At 62.1% G+C, this 17,207-nt stretch carries 13 protein-coding genes and 1 other annotated feature; of the genes, 5 read left to right on the top strand and 8 right to left on the bottom strand.

Annotated features, from left to right (window positions below):
• Positions 1–42 precede the first annotated feature (42 nt).
• Genes ACTNBZ_RS05945 through ACTNBZ_RS05935 form a run of 3 tightly spaced genes read left to right on the top strand, consistent with a single transcriptional unit; the run spans position 43 to position 3,641 of the window.
• A complete protein-coding gene (locus ACTNBZ_RS05945) occupies positions 43–1,548 on the top strand; it encodes an ABC transporter ATP-binding protein (RefSeq protein ID WP_441208774.1) in 1,506 nt (501 codons plus the stop codon).
• A 3-nt stretch (positions 1,549–1,551) separates the two neighbouring features.
• Positions 1,552–2,700 carry an ABC transporter permease gene (locus tag ACTNBZ_RS05940; protein WP_441208756.1) on the top strand — a complete coding sequence of 383 codons (1,149 nt, stop codon included), beginning with the start codon at positions 1,552–1,554 and terminating at the stop codon, positions 2,698–2,700.
• Positions 2,700–3,641, top strand: a complete 942-nt coding sequence (locus ACTNBZ_RS05935; RefSeq protein WP_441208755.1) for an ABC transporter permease — start codon at positions 2,700–2,702, stop codon at positions 3,639–3,641. Before ACTNBZ_RS05940 ends, ACTNBZ_RS05935 begins: the two co-directional genes overlap by 1 nt.
• A 67-nt stretch (positions 3,642–3,708) precedes the next feature.
• Here the strand turns inward: ACTNBZ_RS05935 and ACTNBZ_RS05930 are convergent, their stop codons facing one another.
• From ACTNBZ_RS05930 to ACTNBZ_RS05910, 5 genes are all read right to left on the bottom strand, one after another.
• Complete coding sequence (locus tag ACTNBZ_RS05930) at positions 3,709–5,067, bottom strand: MATE family efflux transporter (RefSeq protein ID WP_441208754.1); 1,359 nt, start codon at positions 5,065–5,067, stop codon at positions 3,709–3,711.
• Positions 5,068–5,188: 121 nt separating this feature from the next.
• A complete protein-coding gene (locus tag ACTNBZ_RS05925; protein WP_441208753.1) occupies positions 5,189–6,541 on the bottom strand; it encodes an 8-oxoguanine deaminase in 1,353 nt (450 codons plus the stop codon).
• A gap of 53 nt (positions 6,542–6,594) precedes the next feature.
• Positions 6,595–6,906, bottom strand: a complete 312-nt coding sequence (locus ACTNBZ_RS05920) for a heavy-metal-associated domain-containing protein (RefSeq protein ID WP_441208752.1) — start codon at positions 6,904–6,906, stop codon at positions 6,595–6,597.
• A 179-nt stretch (positions 6,907–7,085) separates the two neighbouring features.
• On the bottom strand, positions 7,086–7,298 hold the full coding sequence (locus ACTNBZ_RS05915; protein WP_441208751.1) for a DUF378 domain-containing protein: 213 nt from the start codon (positions 7,296–7,298) through the stop codon (positions 7,086–7,088).
• A 95-nt stretch (positions 7,299–7,393) separates the two neighbouring features.
• Positions 7,394–8,329, bottom strand: a complete 936-nt coding sequence (locus ACTNBZ_RS05910) for a lysophospholipase (protein ID WP_441208750.1) — start codon at positions 8,327–8,329, stop codon at positions 7,394–7,396.
• Between the two features lie 149 nt (positions 8,330–8,478).
• Here ACTNBZ_RS05910 and pepT point away from each other — a divergent pair, with 149 nt between their 5' ends.
• Positions 8,479–9,693, top strand: coding sequence for a peptidase T (gene pepT / locus ACTNBZ_RS05905; RefSeq protein ID WP_441208749.1), 1,215 nt, complete (start codon positions 8,479–8,481; stop codon positions 9,691–9,693).
• Positions 9,694–9,764: 71 nt separating this feature from the next.
• On the opposite strand, the gene ACTNBZ_RS05900 is transcribed toward pepT, so the two are convergent.
• The 3 genes from ACTNBZ_RS05900 to leuA all read right to left on the bottom strand — a co-directional run bounded on the left by ACTNBZ_RS05900 (position 9,765) and on the right by leuA (position 14,324).
• Complete coding sequence (locus ACTNBZ_RS05900) at positions 9,765–11,681, bottom strand: S41 family peptidase (protein WP_441208748.1); 1,917 nt, start codon at positions 11,679–11,681, stop codon at positions 9,765–9,767.
• A 100-nt stretch (positions 11,682–11,781) separates the two neighbouring features.
• Positions 11,782–12,510, bottom strand: a complete 729-nt coding sequence (locus tag ACTNBZ_RS05895) for a phosphatase (RefSeq protein ID WP_441208747.1) — start codon at positions 12,508–12,510, stop codon at positions 11,782–11,784.
• A 113-nt stretch (positions 12,511–12,623) separates the two neighbouring features.
• Positions 12,624–14,324 carry a 2-isopropylmalate synthase gene (leuA, locus tag ACTNBZ_RS05890; protein WP_441208746.1) on the bottom strand — a complete coding sequence of 567 codons (1,701 nt, stop codon included), beginning with the start codon at positions 14,322–14,324 and terminating at the stop codon, positions 12,624–12,626.
• A gap of 62 nt (positions 14,325–14,386) precedes the next feature.
• Positions 14,387–14,623, bottom strand: a binding site (T-box leader).
• 238 nt (positions 14,624–14,861) lie between these two features.
• On the opposite strand from leuA, the gene ACTNBZ_RS05885 reads away from it, so the two are divergent.
• Positions 14,862–17,189: a polysaccharide pyruvyl transferase family protein gene (locus tag ACTNBZ_RS05885; protein ID WP_441208745.1), complete on the top strand. Its 2,328-nt coding sequence runs from the start codon at positions 14,862–14,864 to the stop codon at positions 17,187–17,189.
• Positions 17,190–17,207 lie beyond the last annotated feature (18 nt).

Below are 17,207 nucleotides of genomic sequence, written 5' to 3'. Positions count from 1 at the left end.
GGGAGGTCGTCAGGCTTGGAACAACAACCATACGCCATTGAGATGCTGAATATCACCAAGAGATTTCCCGGCATCATCGCCAACGACAATATCACGCTGCAGCTCCGGCGGGGGGAGATTCATGCCCTGCTGGGCGAGAACGGCGCCGGCAAGTCCACGCTGATGAGCGTACTCTTCGGCCTGTATCAGCCGGAGGAGGGCACCATCAAGAAAGACGGAAAGGTGGTCCAGATCAAGGATCCCAACGACGCCAACGATCTGGGCATCGGCATGGTCCACCAGCACTTCAAGCTGGTGGAGGTATTCTCCGTTCTGGACAATATCATTCTGGGTGTGGAGCCCACCAGGGGGCCTTTCCTGCAGAAGGATGAGGCCCGGAAAAAGGTGGTGGAGCTCTCTGAAAAGTACGGCCTGAAGGTGGACCCGGACGCCATGGTGGAGGATATCTCCGTGGGCATGCAGCAGCGTACTGAGATCCTGAAGATGCTCTACCGGGATAATGAGATCCTGATCTTTGACGAGCCCACCGCCGTCCTGACGCCCCAGGAGATCGAAGAGCTGATGGACATTATGCGGGGGCTGAAGGCCGAGGGCAAGAGCATCCTCTTCATCACCCACAAGCTCAACGAGATCATGGCAGTGGCCGACCGGTGCAGCGTGCTGCGCAAGGGCAAGTATATCGGTACCGTGGACGTGGCGGGCACCACGAAGGAAGAGCTTTCCCGCATGATGGTGGGCCGGGATGTGGAATTCCAGGTCCATAAAGAGCCCTGTACCCCCGGCGAGACTGTGCTGGAGGTGAAGGACCTGACTGTGGCCTCCAAGATCCACAAGAACAACGCGGTCAAGCATGTATCCTTCCAGTGCCGGGCGGGCGAGATCGTCTGTATCGCCGGCATTGATGGCAACGGACAGAGCGAGCTGGTCTACGGCCTTACCGGCATCGAGCCGCTGGAGGGCGGTACCATCACATTAAAGGGGCAGGATATCACCCATGTGCCCATCCGCCGCCGTTCCGTCCTGGGTATGAGCCATATCCCGGAGGACCGGCACAAGTACGGCCTGGTGCTGGATTACTCGCTGGAAGATAACCTGGTGCTCCAGCGGTATTTCGAGTCTGAGTTCGTGGGCGGCGGCTTCCTCAAGCGCAAGGCCATCCGGGACTATGCCCAGCGGCTCATCGAACAGTATGACGTGCGCTCCGGACAGGGCCCCGTCACCATGGCCCGCAGCATGTCGGGCGGCAACCAGCAGAAGGCCATCATCGCCCGTGAGATCGACAAGGATCCGGAGCTGCTCATCGCCGTGCAGCCCACCCGCGGTCTGGATGTGGGCGCCATCGAGTATATCCACGGCCAGATCGTGGCCCAGCGGGACGCGGGCAAGGCAGTGCTGCTGGTCTCTCTGGAGCTGGACGAGGTCATGAGCCTGTCCGACCGCATCCTGGTGATGTACGAGGGAGAGATCGTGGGCGAACTGGATCCCAAGACCACTACCGTGGAGGAACTGGGCCTCTATATGGCCGGCGCCAAGAGGGAGGGAAAGTAAGAGATGAAACAGGAAAAGAGGGCCCGCTCCCTCTGGAAAAACAAAAGCGTGCAGTCTCTGGTGGCATCCCTGCTGTGTATCCTGATGGGACTGCTCATCGGCTATGTGGTGCTGCTGATCATCAATCCCGCCGGCGCATGGGAGGCTATCACTACCATTGTCAAGAACTTCCTTACCTACCCCAGCCGTCCCGCCCAGCTGAAATATCTGGGCAATACCCTGGTCAAGACGGCGCCTCTGCTGATGTGTTCCCTGTCCATCCTGTTTGCCTATAAGGTGGGCCTGTTCAATATCGGCGCGGCGGGCCAGTATGTGGTGGGTGCCGGCGCCAGCCTGTACTGCGCCCTGGCCCTGAATATGCCCTGGTATGTGTGCCTCGTCGCGGCCATTGTGGCCGGCGCCCTGCTGGGCTGCATCTCCGGCGTGCTCAAGGCCTACTGCAATGTCAACGAGGTCATCTCCTGCATCATGCTCAACTGGATCAGCCTGTATGCCGTGAACATGCTGCTCACCCAGGTGAAGGAGACGGCCAGCCCCTATACCATGACCTTGGCCAGCACCAACAAGAGCGCCATCCTGCCCAACGCCGGGCTGGACCAGTTTTTCACCAAGAACCAGTACGTGACCATTGCCATCCCGCTGGCCATCCTGGTGGCCATTCTGGTGTGGGTGGTGCTGGAAAAGACCAGGCTGGGCTATGAGCTCAAAGCCACCGGCTACAACCGCTTCGCCGCCAAGTACTGCGGTATGAAGGAGAAGAACAATATCATCCTCACCATGGCCATTGCCGGCGGTCTGGCCGGCATGGGTGCGGCCCTGTTCTTCCTCACCGGCTTCGAGCAGTGGCAGTGCACCCAGTCCTCGGTGCCCGCCATGGGCTTCAACGGCATTGCCGCTGCCTTCCTGGGCGGACTCAACCCCATCGCGGCGATCTTTTCCTCCTATTTCATCCAGCATATCACCAACGGCGGCGCGTATGTGGATAAGACCATGTATTCCGCGCAGATTGCCGATCTGATCTCCGCGCTCATTATCTACCTGTGCGGTTTCGTGCTGTTTATCAAGAACTTCATGGACGCGCACGCAGCGAAGAAGGAAGAGCGGACCAAAACACCGGCGGCCGGAGATGCCGGGAAAGGAGGCGATCAGTAATGTTGCTGCTGATCCAGTATACGCTGATTTTTGCCTCCGTCCTGATGCTGGTGGCTCTGGGCGGCTGCTTCTCTGAGCACTCCGGCGTCATCAACATCGGACTGGAGGGCATCATGGTCATGGGCGCCCTGGGCGGCGCGCTGATGATGAAGTTCCTGCCCGCCGGCTCCTCTGCACCTGTGACGCTGCTCCTCACCGTGCTGGCGGCCATCCTGCTGGGCATGGTCTACTCCCTTCTGCTGGCGGTGGCCGCCGTCAACTTCAAGGCGGACCAGACCCTGGTGGGCACCGCCATGAACCTGCTGGGTACCGCCGCCGCCACCGTGTTTGTCAAGGCCATGAACACGGCGGAGAATGTGGACAACGTGTCCTCCACCATCCAGTATATCGACGCGAAAAAGGCCTTCCTGGTGAATATCAACGGCTTTGAGTTCAACTGGTTCATGCTGTTGGCCGTCATCGCGCTGGTGATCTCCTATATCGTGCTCTACAAGACCCGTTTCGGCCTGCGGCTGTGCGCCTGCGGCGAGCATCCCCAGGCGGCCGACTCGGTGGGTATCAATGTGTATAAGATGCGCTACGCAGGCGTCCTCATCTCCGGCGTGCTGGGCGGACTGGGCGGTATCGTATATATCACCGCCGGCGTCAGCGAGTGGAAGTTTGAAAACGGCGTGGCCGGTTTCGGCTTTCTGGCACTGGCCGTCATGATCTTCGGCCAGTGGAAGCCCACCCGTATTGCCCTGGCGGCCCTGCTCTTCGGCCTGTTCCGGGCCTTGTCCAACGTGTACAGCGCATTCTCCTTCCTGGCCGCGCTGAACATCCCCAGCTCCGTGTACAACATGCTGCCCTATATCATCTCGCTGGTGGTCCTGGCCTTCACCTCCAAGAAGTCCCGTGCCCCCAAGGCAGAGGGTATCCCCTACGATAAGGGACAGCGCTGAGTTCCCCGACGGGTAAATGCAAAAAAGTTGGGTACCGTATCGGTACCCAACTTTTTGTTTCTTATACTCAGATCAGATTGATCTGTTTCCATTTGCCCCGGGCAAAGCGGAGGACGAAGAAGAGCGCCCGGACCCACCAGTCGATGATCATGGCGATCCACACCCCAAGAAGCCCCAGATCCATGCCCCAGGAGCAGGAGAGCACATAGCTGAAGCACACCCGGAACAGAAACATGGACGCCAGAGACACCGCCATGGTGAACACGGCATCTCCCGCGGCCCGGAGGGCATTGGGCAGAGTGAAGGAGAGGGGCCAGACCAGACAGTTGAACACGGCGCACCAGCGCAGCACCTCGGCAGCCATGGCGGCAGCCCTGGGAGTGAGCTGGAAGATGGAACACAGGGGGGCGGCAAAGAAAAACATGAGCAGGGACAGGCTGCCCAGCGAGAGGTAGACCAGCCCCACCAGCCGCTTGGCGTAGTGCACCGCCTGGTCGGGCCGCCGGGCGCCCATGCACTGCCCCACCACTGTGATCATGGCCAGGCCGATGGCCTGGCCCGGCACATTGACAACGCTGGCGATGCTGTTGGCGATGGCGTTGGCGGCTACGGCGTCAGTGCCGAACAGGGTAATAAGGCTGAGCACCACCAGCTTGCCTGCCTGAAAAAGGCCGTTTTCCAGCCCGTTGGGGATGCCGATGGTGAGGATACGCCTGACCATGTCCCGCCGGAACCGGAGCTGAAGGAGTCCCTCCACGCGGAGCACGTTGTTGTGGTGCTGAAGGAGACAGAGGATGATAACGGCGGCGACGATGCGGGAGACCAAGGTGCCGATGCCCGCGCCCAAGGCTCCCATCCCGAAGCCGTAGATAAGCACGGCGTTGACCACTACGTTGACGATGTTCACGATCAGGGAATTGAACATGGACACTTTGCTGTTGCCCATGGAACGGAAGAGAGCCGCACCGGCGTTGTAAAGGGAGATGAAGGGGTAGGCCAGGGAGGTGGCCAGAAAATACATCAGGGCGCTGTCCATCACGTCGGGCTCGATCTGGCCGAAGAGCAGGGAGAGAAGGTGCCGCCGGAACACCAGCGCCAGCACCATCAGCACAGTGGCCAGGGAGAATACCACATAGAGCAGCTGCTTGGCGGCGGTGCGGGCGTTTTCCACCTCCTGCCGGCCCAGATACTGGGAGCAGACCACGGCGCCGCCGGTGGACAGGGCGGAAAAAATCATGATGATGAGCAGATTCATGTTATCCACCAGGGAGACGCCGGAAACGGCGGCCTGTCCGGCGGAAGTGACCATGACGGTGTCCATCATGCCCACGCTCATCAGCAGAAACTGTTCCACCACCAGGGGAATGATGAGCCGGACCAGGGCTTCACGGGTAAAAAGGGGCTTGAGCTGTGCGGTCTCCTCCATGAATATTCCTCCAGAGCTGTCAATAGATCATTATTCTAGCACAGTACCCTTACAATACAAGATACAATTTAGACAAAAACACCGCCCGTTTTCCAAGAAAAACGGGCGGTGCGGGAAGGATCTAGCGGTTCAGGTAACGGCGGACCACGGCGTTGGAGCGGGAGACGATCTCGTCCTCGTCCACGGCGGTCAGCCGGCCCTGCCGGACCACGGGGACGCCGTTGACGATGGTGTAGTCCACATCCCCCTTGAAGCCCACGGTGGCCAGCATGGAGCGGGGATCGAACTGGGCGCCCACCAGGGAGAGCCGGTTGAGATCAATGAGGAAGAGGTCGGCGGCCTTGCCGGGAGCCAGCTGGCCGATATCGTCCCGGCCCAGCAGCCGGGCGGAGCCCCGGGTGGCCAGCTTGAGCACGTCGTAGCCGGTGGGGGCGGCGGCGCTGGAGGTGAGCCGGTGGAGCAGGTAGCACACCCGCATCTCCTCCAGCAGGCTGGAGCCGTCGTTGGAGGCCGAACCGTCCACCGCCAGGCCCACGAGGACCCCCAGACGCAGCATGTCAGGTACCCGGCACACGCCGGAGGCGAGCTTCATATTGGAGGCCGGACAGTGGGCCACGCCGGTGGCCGTCTCGGCCAGAATGCGCAGCTCGTCGTCGTTGAAGTGGATGCCGTGGGCGTACCACACGTCCTCGCCCGTCCAGCCCAGGGACTGCATGTAGGCTACCGGCCGCATGCCGAACTTCTCCACGGTGAAGCGCTCCTCGTCCCGGGTTTCGGCCACGTGGGTGTGGAGCCGGACCCCCAGGCTGCGGGCCAGCCTGGCGCTCTCCCGCATCAGGTCGCCGGTGACCGAGAAGGGGGAGCAGGGGGCAAGGACCACCTGGCGCATGGACAGGGGAGAGGGGTCGTGCCAGGTACGGACCAGCCGCTCCGAGTCGGCCAGAATGGCGTCGATGGTCTGCACCACGCTGTCGGGAGGCAGGCCGCCGTCCTTTTTGGACAGGTCCATGGAGCCCCGGGAGGCCACAAAACGCATTCCCACCTGCTCCGCCGCACGGAACTGGGCGGAGATCAGGTCGCCGCCGTCCCGGGGGAATACGTAGTGATGGTCAAAGCAGGTGGTGGTGCCGGTCTTGAGCATCTCTCCCAGGCCGGTGAGGGAGGAGCACTCTACCGCCTCCTCGTCCAGCCCCTTCCACACCTCATAGAGGGCGGTGAGCCAGGGGAAGAGCTCCATTTTCTGTACTTCAGGCAGGTTGCGGGAGAAGATCTGATAAAGATGGTGGTGGGTGTTGATGAGGCCGGGATAGACCACCATGGAGGAGGCGTCGATGACCTCGTCAGCCGGAAACAGGTCGGGTCCGATGCAGGCGATGACATTGTCGCGGATGAGAATGTTGCAGCGCTCGTAGAGGGTATCATTGTCGTCGCAGGAGACAACATAGCGGGCGTTCCGGATGAGCAGAGAGGACATGATGCGCACCTCTTTCAAAAAAATTTTTTGATATCCTTAAAAATAGTATAGTATCATCCGGGAAAAAAGTCAATCAGAAAGGGGAGAATGATACCACCAGGGGCGCAAAAAGCGGGGGCGCCCGCGGGCGGCCGCGGGTTGGGGGGTACACCGGCGCCGGCGCAGGACAGGACCTTGTACCCGGCCCTGGTGACGGCGGCGGTGAGCACGTCGTCGGACACGTCGGCGGAGAGGGTGACGTCGGCGGACTTTTCTTCCAGATCCATCTCCACGGCGGAGACGCCATCAAGGGCGGAAAGGGCCTTCTGTACCCGGCCGGTGCAGTGAGAGCACATCATGCCCTCGATGATCAGTTTTTTCGTCATAACAGACGCTCCTTATCAATTCTTTTCTTTGAGAAAATACCCCCGGGGGGTTTATTTCTGCAGTAAAAGTATACCCCGGCGTGGCCGGAGTGTCAAGAGAGCGCTTTTTTGCTCCGGAGACAGCAAAAGACGGGGACGCCGGTCCCCGCCTTTTTACAGATATCCACAGAAAATGGGCTTCAGGTGTGTTCCCCCGCGGCTGCGGTGTCCCGAAACAGAAGGGAAATGCACCACAGGGCGGAGATGCCCACCAGGGCGTAGACGATCCGGCTGAAGGCTGCGGTGGGGCCGCCGAACAGGAAGGCCACGAAGTCGAAGCCGAATACGCCGATACTGCCCCAGTTGATGCCGCCGATGATGGCCAGAACCAGGGCGATCTTGTCGATGATCATATCAGGAGACCTCCTCAAAATCGGATTCTGAGGATAGCATAGCCAACTTCCCCGAACAATATACAACAAGATCCTGTTTTATGGGTAGTCTGCGCTCAGCGGGGCATGTGTCCCTCCAGCCAGGAGAGCACATCGGCAAAGACCTGCTCCCGCTCCACCTCGTTGAGCATCTCATGCCGCCCGCCGGGGTAGAGCTTCACAGTGAGGTCTGTGGTGCCGGCCTCCCGGAAAAAGCCGGCCACCTTTTCCACTCCGCGGCCGCAGCTTCCCACCGGGTCCCGGTCGCCGGAGAACAGGTAGACAGGGGTGTTGGGATCCATCCGGGACAGGTTAGCCCGGTCGGAGATGAACCGGAGACCCTGCATCATGTCCCGGAACATGCCCACAGTGGGGACAAATTGACACAGGGGATCGGCGTTGTAGGCATCCACTATGGCCTGGTCGCGGCTGATCCAGTCGTTGGGCGTCCGGTTGGGCCGGAACTGACGGTTGTAGGCCCCCAGAGAGAGGGAGGTGATGAAGCGGCTGCGGGAGTTGGGTCCCCGCAGAGCGCAGAGCACCGAGCAGGCCAGCTTGGCGAAGCCCACCAGCAGGGGCGGTTCCTGCCCGGTGCCGGAGAGGATGGCGCCATCCACCGTGCCGGGCCAGCGGATGAGATACGTGCGGGTGACGAAGGAGCCCATGGAATGGCCCAGAATAAAATAGGGAATGCCGGGAAAACGCGCACCCTCCAATTCCCGCAGGGCCCGGACATCCAGGGTCAGATGATCCCATCCGTCCCGCTGGCCCAGAAAGCCGAATTCCCCGGGCCCGGAAACGGTGCGGCCATGGCCCAGGTGGTCGTGGCCGCAGACGGCGAAACCATGATAATTGAGAAAGCGGGCGAAGGCGTCGTACCGGCCGCTGTATTCCGAAATACCGTGGACCAGCTGGACTACCGCCCTGGGCGCTTTCTCCGGCATCCACTCCGCGGCGTGGACCTGATGGACCCCGTCGCTGGAGGGAAACGTGAACTCCCGCAAGGTTGTCATAGCAATATCACTTCCATTGTGTTACAATAGGGCATATCAAAAGCCGTGCAGATGTGCTTAAGTTTAGTTTAACGGGAAGAAACGGTCCCGTCAATAGACAAGCGGGTGTACATCTGTTGTGAATCGGCCCGGAAAGGAAGTGCGGAGCGATGAACGTTGTGGATCGTTTCCTGAACTACGTATCCTATGATACCCAATCGGATGAAAACGGGACCACCGTCCCCACCACGGAAAAGCAGAAGGTATTGGGTGCGGCTCTGGCCGCCGAGCTGTCCCAGATGGGACTGCAGAATGCCCATATGGATGAGAACGGATATGTCTACGGCTGGCTGCCCGCCACACCGGGATGCGAGGGCGTCCCCTGCATGGGGCTGGTGGCCCACATGGATACCTCTCCGGACGCGCCGGGCGCCAATATAAAGCCGCAGGTCGTCCATTACCAGGGCGGGGACATTGTGCTCAACCGGGAGAAGAATATCGTCATGAAGGCCGCCGACTTTGAAAGCCTGGAGCGGTATGTGGGCCGGGACCTGATCGTTACCGACGGCACCACCCTGCTGGGGGCCGACGACAAGGCAGGCGTGGCCGAAATCTTTACGGCGGTGGAGTATCTGACCGCCCATCCCGAGATCCCTCACGGCCGCATTGCCGTGGCGATCACCCCTGACGAGGAGGTGGGCGCCGGGGCGGACCATTTCGACGTGGAGGGCTTCGGCGCGGCGGTGGCCTACACGGTGGACGGCGGGGAGCTGGGTGAGCTGGAGTATGAAAATTTCAACGCCGCCGGGGCGAAGGTCCGCATTCACGGCGTCAACATCCATCCCGGTTCGGCCAAGAACAAGATGAAAAACGCCCTGCTCATCGCCCATGAGTTCGTCTCCATGCTGCCTCCCGCCGAGACCCCGGCCCATACCGAGGGGTACGAGGGTTTTTATCACCTGGCGCACATGTCCGGCGACGAGACCCTTGCCGAGTTGAGCTACATCATCCGGGACCATGACCGGGAGAAGTTCGAGGCGCGCAAGGCATTTATGGAGCGGACGGCGGATTACCTGAACCGGGTGTACGGCGCCGGTACGGTGGAGCTGGAGCTGCGGGACCAGTACTACAACATGCGGGAGAAGATCGAGCCCCATATGTATCTGGTCCACAAGGCCCGGGCGGCCATGGAGGCCTGCGGCGTCACGGCGCTGGAGGTGCCTATCCGGGGCGGTACCGATGGCGCCCGGCTGTCTTACATGGGCCTGCCCTGTCCCAACCTGTGCACCGGCGGCGTGAATTTCCACGGCGTCCATGAATATATCCCCACCTTCGCGTTGGAGAAGATGGTGGAGGTGCTGGTCCGCCTGGTGACGGCGGAGTGATCCCGCTTTGATCAAAAGGAAAATGTCCTCCGCGATCATACCGCGGAGGACATTTTTTGCACGGAGCACAGTCAGATGGGAAATATACCGGTATAGGAGAGCACCTGATAGAGCAGGGCGGCGGCCTCCTCCCGGGTGGTGACTGACTGGGGGGCGATCTCGCCCAGATCATCCCACAGCAGGCTGAGGGTGTTGCCCAGATAACCCCGCTGGCTCAGGGCCAGCAGCCACGTATCCCCCCTGGCCCAGGAGGCCCAGGGGGCCAGCGCTTCGGTATCAGAAGCGCCGTCGGGCATCTGGGCGTATGCCTCGTGGAAATTCAGGCTGAGGTATCGGGCCAGGCGGCCCATGATGGAGATATATTGCTCATGAGTCACCGGAGCGTCGGGTGCGAAGCGGCCATCCCCCAGGCCGGAGACCAGCCCCATACCGGCCAGGGCGTTGACAGCGGGGCCATACCAGGCGTCCATGGACACGTCGGTAAAGGCGCTGGGACCGTCAGGCACATTGCAGTTGAGGGCCTGGGCCAGCAGCGCGCAGAGCTGGGCCCGGGTCAGAGAGCCCTCCGGGTCAAAACGGCCATCGCCGGTGCCGGAGAGGACGCCGTAGGTGCCCAGCAGGTCGATGGCCTGGGCGTACGGGCTGTCTTCCGTGTCAGTAAAGGAGCGGTCCAGCCAGGATACGCCGTTCTCGGCGGCCACAGAGGCGGCGTCTGTGCTCCGCCAGCCGGTGGGACCGCCGGTGCCGGTCCACAGCCTGGCAGTGGACGGAATGGCGGAGAGAAGCGCTTCAAAGGCTTCCCGGTACTCCGGCTGCCGGACCGTATCCTTGTCGATGTACCAGCGCCACACCAGATCCAGACGGTAATAGCCCGAGGTGTCCCCGCCGGGAGCGGTGGCTGAGAGAAGCTCCGCTACCTGCCGGGCCAAATCTGAGGGCACCAGGAGATGAGGAATTATGCCCACGGTGTTGGTGGTGGCTCCGCCGGGAGCGAAATAACGGAAAGAGGTGATCTTTATGGCGTCGCCGTCAGGAAAATAGTCGGGCAGTGTCTCCTGGTCCAGCAGGGTCTGGGCCACGCCCTTGCCGAAAGTGCGCCCGCCGATGACGATCCCTGCGTCCAGGTCCCGGACGCAGGCGGAGAAGAGCTCGGATGAGCTGGCGGTATAGCCGTCGGAGAGGACGATGACCGGATTGATGGAGAGCGCTTCCTCGTCCTGGCCAAAAGCGCTGCAGCTTCCGCTGCCGCTGCGCAGATAGCCCATGACGCCCTTACCTGCGAAGACTCCCACCGACTGGACGGCGGCCTGAGTCAGACCGCCGCCGTTGCCGCGGAGGTCCACGATCCAGTGGTCGGCGGCACTGTCATAGCCGCTGACCGCGTCCTGAAAATGGCCCAGGGTGTCGGGACCAAAGGTAGTGCATTCCAGATAACCGATATGGCCGTCCAACATCTGGAAAGAGGTGGACGGAATGGTGATGGCGGCCCGCTCCAGCGTGATGGTGCGCCTGTCTCCGTCCCGCAGGTAGGTCACCTGGACGGAGGTGCCCTCCTCGCCCTGGATCCAGGAGGAGACCAGGCTGGAGTCCACCCCCGCGGCAGAACGGCCGTCCACCGCCGTGATGACGTCCCCTGCCTGCAGTCCGGCGTACTCCGCCGGGGAACCGGGCAGCACCGAGGTAATGGTAAGGCCGCCGCTTCCCTGCAGGGAGACCACGCCGATGCCTACGATGTCGGTATCCTCCATGGAGGCGAGAAATTCCGCATACTGCTCCGGGGTAAAATACTGGGTATAGGGATCGCCCAGCTTGTCCAGCATGGCCTGGACGGTACCCTGGTCCAGCACATCCTGGGGAACGGGATCAATGTAGTATTCCTCCAGCAGCTCCCGGGCCTCCTGGACCGAGAGGGCCTGAGCGGGGAGGAGGAGCAGCAGCAAAACAGCGAGAGTACCCGATAAAATGCGGGCAAGGCGGCGCAGATGCATGAAAGGGAGCCTCCTTCATTATGTTAACGCTATTTTACAACAAAAAAGGAAGGGGGACAATCCCTCTTCCCATTTTGTTGCAATTTGTAATTTTTACGGTTTACCGGCGGTCACGACGGCGGTTTATAAAGGCCCGGAAGGCGGCGGGATCCCGGTTCATGATGAGCTCCTCGGGGAAGTCCAGCTCCTTGAGCAGGGCCTCGGCGTACTGGTGGCGGCCCACGGAGGAGACAAAGTGTGCGTCGCTGCCCACCACCACGGCCACGCCCTGGGACTTGCACTGGCGGAGCATCTCGGCGCAGTGGACGGGGGCGTTCACCCGGAAGGAGCCGGGGGCCAGGGAGCTGTTGTTGACCTCCAGCAGCACGCCGTTCTCCCCGGCGGCGCGGACCAGAGCGGGGTAATCCAGGGGATAGCGGCCGTCGTCCGGGTGGCCGATGATGTTGACGAAGGGGTTCTTCATGGCGGTGATGAGGCCGTTGGTATAGCCCTCTGCGCTGCCGTGGGGCGGGATGCATTTGGTGTGCAGGCTGACAATGGCCATGTCCAGCTTGCGCAGAAGGCCGTCATCCAGGTCCACGGTCCCCTCGCAGTCCAGCAGGTTGAGCTCCGTACCGATCATCATCTGTACGCCGAAGAGCTCCCGGTCGATGATGTGGGTGTTGGCGAAGTAATCCCGGCAGGTGGTGTGTTCCATGGCCGGGGCATGGTCGGTGACGCAGAGCAGCTCCAGTCTCTGGTCGGCGGCGGCGCGGGCCATCTCCAGCAGGGTGGCGTAGGCGTGGCCGCTGGCCACGGTGTGGGTGTGACTGTCCAGCAGGTAATTCATGGTGTTCGCCTCGTTCTCATTGGTGTTATCTCTAAAATCATACCCGATGGCGGCATGAAATACAAGGCCGGACAGGGAGAAAAATCCCGCTGTCCGGCCGTAAGATTTGCTGTTTAGATTTTTTTGCCGTGGCGGAAGGCCACGTTGCGGTTGATGGCGGAGAGGATGCCCTTCAGGGGGGCCAGGTTGATGTTGTGGCTCATGCCCACGCCGAACCAGTCCCGGCCCTCCTCATCCTTGAGATGGATGTAGGCCACAGCCTGGGAGTCGGAGCCCTGCTTGATGGCGTGCTCCTTGTAGTCCACAAAGGTGAAACGGTCCATCTTCTGGCCGTGGATGGCGTTGAAGAAAGCGTCGATGGGGCCGTTGCCGCTGCCCTGGACCTGGAAAACGGTGTCGGTGTGGCGCAGGGTGCCGGCAAAGGTGACGTGGGAGTGGCCCTCCTCGTCGGTGAACTCGGCGAAGGAGTGGCGCAGCATCTGATAGGGCTGGGTGGCGTCGATATAGTTCTCCTTGAAGAGCTCGTACACCCGCTGGGGCTTGAGCTCGGTGCCCACCCGGTCGGTCTCCACCTGGACGATGTGGCCAAACTCAGGGTGCATGGCCTTGGGCAGCTCGAAGCCGAAGGAGTGCTGCATCACGTAGGCGGCGCCGCCCTTGCCCGACTGGGAGTTGATGCGGATGATGGGCTCGTACTGACGGCCCACGTCGGCGGGGTCGATGGGCAGGTAGGGGATCTCCCACTTGTCGGTGCCGCTCTCCTCCATGTACTGGGTGCCCTTGTTGATGGCGTCCTGATGGGAGCCGGAGAAGGCGGTGAACACCAGCTCGCCGGCATAGGGCTGCCGCTCGCCCACTTTCATCTTGGTGCAGCGCTCAAACATGTCCTTGATCCTGTTGATGTTGGAGAAGTCCAGCTCTGGGTCCACGCCCTGGGTGTGCATGTTCAGCGCCAGGGTGACAATGTCCACGTTGCCGGTGCGCTCGCCGTTGCCGAAGAGAGTGGCCTCGATGCGCTCGGCGCCGGCCAGCAGGCCCATCTCGGCGGTGGCCACGCCGCAGCCCCGGTCGTTGTGGGGGTGGAGGGAGATGATGGCACAGTCCCGGCTGGGGAGCTTGGAGATGAAGTACTCAATCTCGTCGGCAAAGTAGTTGGGCATGCAGTTTTCCACCGTGGTGGGGAGATTGAGGATGATCTTCTTCTCCGGCGTGGCGTGGATGGCCTCGATGACGGCCTGGCAGATCTCCACGGCGTAGTCCATCTCGGTGCCCATGAAGGACTCGGGGGAGTACTCGTACCGCAGGTCCATGCCCGCCTCGATCATGGGCTGGGAGAGCTCACGGATGAGCTTGGCGGCGTCGGTGGCGATCTTGGTGATGCCCGCCATGTCGGAGTGGAACACCACCTTGCGCTGGAGGGTGGAGGTGGAATTGTAGAAGTGGAGGATCACGTGCTTGGCGCCCTTGATGGCCTCGAAGGTCTTCTGGATCAGGTGGGGCCGGGCCTGGACCAGCACCTGGATAGTCACGTCATCGGGGATGTGGCCGCCGTCGATGAGCTCCCGGCAGATCTCATACTCGGTCTCGGAGGCGGAGGGGAATCCAATCTCGATCTCCTTGACGCCGATGTCCACCAGGGTGTGGAAATATTCCAGCTTCTCCTGGAGGTTCATGGGGTCCACCAGGGCCTGGTTGCCGTCCCGCAGGTCCACGGAGCACCAGATGGGGGCCTTTTTGATCTCCCGGTCGGGCCACTGGCGGCGCTCCATTTTGAGGGGGACGAAGGGAATGTACTTTTCAAAACCTTTGCTCATTGCTGCTTCCTCCTGTTTTGATCGGTCAGGGAAAAAGAAACCCCCTGACCCACTTGCGTTAGGTCAGGGGCGTAAATACTGATACGCGGTACCACCCTGGTTCCGTCCGCCGTCGCCGGGGGACGCTCACGGCCTCCAACAAGGCCACAGCCGCTAACGGGGCCAGACGGTCCGCCCTACTGTGCTTCAGGCGGACAGCTCCGGGACCAGTATCCGCACGGGGCCCTCGCGCCGGTTCGCACCAACCACCGGTTCTCTGAGCAGGACAGCCGTACCTTTTTTCCCTTCATCACTTTCTACCTATTATACGAAGCGGGTCTCATTTTGTCAACCCCGGAATGGAAGGCCCTCCCGCCTTGAACGGCCCGGGGGGCTATGATATAATAGCCGCAAAGCGGCTATCATACCTGCTTTATGTCCCCATTGGCTCCCGGCTTGCGCCGGAACCGCCAAGGGATGACATATGATACCATTTCGCTTTGCTCCATGGTAACATAACCACGTATATGCAGATTTAACAGGGGAGTGACCCTTTCTATGACAAAAGCCGGCCTTATCACCTTCCATTTCGCCCACCACTACGGGGCACAGCTCCAGGCCTATGCCACCATGCAGGCCATCCAGGGGCTGGGGACAGAGTGCGAGATCATCGACTTCCGCCTGCCCCACACCACCCGGACCAACGAGCTGTTCAAAAAATCGGCCTCGGTGCGGGCGCTGGCGTCGGACACCCATACCGCCCTCCACTACCGGGCTTTCAAGACCCGGTATGACCGGTTCAATTCCTTCGTGGAGGAGGAGATGAAGCTCAGCCCCCGGCGCTACACCTCTTTTGAAGAGCTGCGGCGGGACCCGCCGGCCTACGATGTGTATGTGGCGGGCAGCGATCAGATCTGGAATCCCTTCATCTTTGCCGACCGGCAGTTCGAGCCCGCCTTCCTGCTGGACTTTGTCCGGGAGGGCCGAAAGATAGCCTACGGCCCCAGCCTGGGCACGCCCACTCTGCCCGCCCCCTATGACAAGCAGTTCCGGGACTATCTGGCCGGGTTCGACGCCCTCTCCGTGCGGGAGAAACGGGGCCAGGTGCTGGTGAAGGAGACCACCGGCCGGGACGCCCGGGTGGTGCTGGACCCCACCCTCCTCCTCACCGGGGCGCAGTGGGGGGAGCTGGCCGCGGCCCCCAAGTATAAGGAGCCCTACATCCTGTGCTACTTCGTCTCCGACCCGGGGGAGGCAGCACCCTACGCCCAGGCCCTCTCGGAGCGGACGGGCTGGCCCATCGTGCAGCTGGCCGGGGCACGGCGGAAGATCCCCGGCGCCCGGGACCTGATTTTCGACGCGGGCCCTCGGGAGTTTTTGGGCCTGTTCCGGCACGCCGCCTGCGTGGTGACCAACTCCTTCCACGGCGCGGTGTTCTCCCTCCAGTTCGACCGGCCCTTCTTTACCTCCATGTCCCCCAGGGAGCGTTCCGAGCCCACCTTCTCCCGGATCTACAGCCTGCTCTCCCGGCTGGGCTGTGCCGACCGGGTCATCGGGCTGGATACCACCGCGGATGTGGAGGCCCCCATGGACTATGAGGCTGTCCATGCCCGGCTGGCGGAGGCCAGGGCCGATTCTCTGGCCTATCTGCGCGCCGCCATTGAGGGAACGCCCCTCCCCGCCGCACCGGAGGAGGAGAAGGAGGACGCGGCCCGTCCCGTCCTGTGCGGCCGGGCCGACTGTACCGGCTGCGCCGCCTGCGCGGCCGCCTGCCCCACCGGGGCCATCGCCATGGAGCGCGACCACGAGGGATTCCTGCGTCCGATGATCTCGGATCAGTGTATCCTCTGCCGCAAATGCGAGCGGGTGTGCCCCCATGTGACCCTCTCCCCCCGGCGGGACCATAGCCCGGACAGGGTCCACGCCGTGTGGTGCCTGGATGACGGCGTGCGGGAGAAGAGCTCCTCCGGCGGTTTCTTTACCCTGCTGGCCCGGCGCACCCTGGAGCAGGGAGGCGCGGTGTTCGGCGCGGTGCTGGAGGACGGGCGGAGCGCCCGGCATGTCTGCGCACGGACCGAAGAGGAGCTTGCCCCCATGCGGGGCTCCAAATACGTCCAGAGCGACCTGGGGGATACTCTGAAGCAGGCCAAGGAGCTGCTGGACCGGGGGGTGCCGGTGCTCTTCTCCGGCGTGCCCTGCCAGATCGACGGCCTGTACCGCTTTTTGGGCAGGCCCTATGACAACCTGACCACCTGTGACCTGGTGTGCCACGGAGTGCCCTCGCCGGCAGTGTTCCGGGCTTATGTGGAGTCCCTGGAGCAAAAGCACGGCAAGGGGGTGACCGGTGTGCGCTTCAAGGACAAGTCCCACGGCTGGCAGAAGCCCTGCTTCACCGTTACCTTTGAGGACGGCTCCGTGTGGTCGGAGGAGTTCAACCGCACCACCTACGGCCGGGGCTTCGGCATGCAGCTCTTCCTGCGGCCCTCCTGCGCCCGGTGTGCCTACACCAATACCTGCCGCCCTGCCGACTTCACTCTGGCCGACTTCTGGGGCCTGGATCCCAAGCTGGAGCTGCCCACCCCTCGGGAGAAGGGGCTATCCATGGTCATGGTCAACAGCCCCCGGGGACAGGAGATCTTTGAGAGCCTGTCGGGAGAGATGGGAGAGATAGAGCGTCCCCTGGCTGAGGCGGTAAAGGGGAATCCGCGCCTGGAATCTCCCCTGAAGGCAAATCCGAAGCGTGAGGCGTTTTTCTCCACCTTCCGCGCCCGGTCCTTCGCCGCGGCGGAGGAGCGGTTCATGGCTCTGCCCCCGCTGCCCTACCGGGCGGCGGCCAAAGTCCTGACCCCGGAGATGAAACAGGCCATTCGGAAAGTACTCAAATAGTTCGGGGCGAAAATTTAC

It is taken from the genome of Pseudoflavonifractor sp. HCP28S3_F10, from assembly GCF_052065415.1.
GTDB lineage: Bacteria > Bacillota > Clostridia > Oscillospirales > Oscillospiraceae > Pseudoflavonifractor_A.
This window is presented reverse-complemented; position numbering and strand designations above follow the sequence as displayed.

Coding starts and splice junctions, on each gene's coding strand:
- ACTNBZ_RS05945 (WP_441208774.1), top strand. CDS start 43: ATGCTGAATATCACCAAGAGATTTCCCGGCATCATCGCCAACGACAAT.
- ACTNBZ_RS05940 (WP_441208756.1), top strand. CDS start 1,552: ATGAAACAGGAAAAGAGGGCCCGCTCCCTCTGGAAAAACAAAAGCGTG.
- ACTNBZ_RS05935 (WP_441208755.1), top strand. CDS start 2,700: ATGTTGCTGCTGATCCAGTATACGCTGATTTTTGCCTCCGTCCTGATG.
- ACTNBZ_RS05930 (WP_441208754.1), bottom strand. CDS start 5,067: ATGGAGGAGACCGCACAGCTCAAGCCCCTTTTTACCCGTGAAGCCCTG.
- ACTNBZ_RS05925 (WP_441208753.1), bottom strand. CDS start 6,541: ATGTCCTCTCTGCTCATCCGGAACGCCCGCTATGTTGTCTCCTGCGAC.
- ACTNBZ_RS05920 (WP_441208752.1), bottom strand. CDS start 6,906: ATGACGAAAAAACTGATCATCGAGGGCATGATGTGCTCTCACTGCACC.
- ACTNBZ_RS05915 (WP_441208751.1), bottom strand. CDS start 7,298: ATGATCATCGACAAGATCGCCCTGGTTCTGGCCATCATCGGCGGCATC.
- ACTNBZ_RS05910 (WP_441208750.1), bottom strand. CDS start 8,329: ATGACAACCTTGCGGGAGTTCACGTTTCCCTCCAGCGACGGGGTCCAT.
- pepT (WP_441208749.1), top strand. CDS start 8,479: ATGAACGTTGTGGATCGTTTCCTGAACTACGTATCCTATGATACCCAA.
- ACTNBZ_RS05900 (WP_441208748.1), bottom strand. CDS start 11,681: ATGCATCTGCGCCGCCTTGCCCGCATTTTATCGGGTACTCTCGCTGTT.
- ACTNBZ_RS05895 (WP_441208747.1), bottom strand. CDS start 12,510: ATGAATTACCTGCTGGACAGTCACACCCACACCGTGGCCAGCGGCCAC.
- leuA (WP_441208746.1), bottom strand. CDS start 14,324: ATGAGCAAAGGTTTTGAAAAGTACATTCCCTTCGTCCCCCTCAAAATG.
- ACTNBZ_RS05885 (WP_441208745.1), top strand. CDS start 14,862: ATGACAAAAGCCGGCCTTATCACCTTCCATTTCGCCCACCACTACGGG.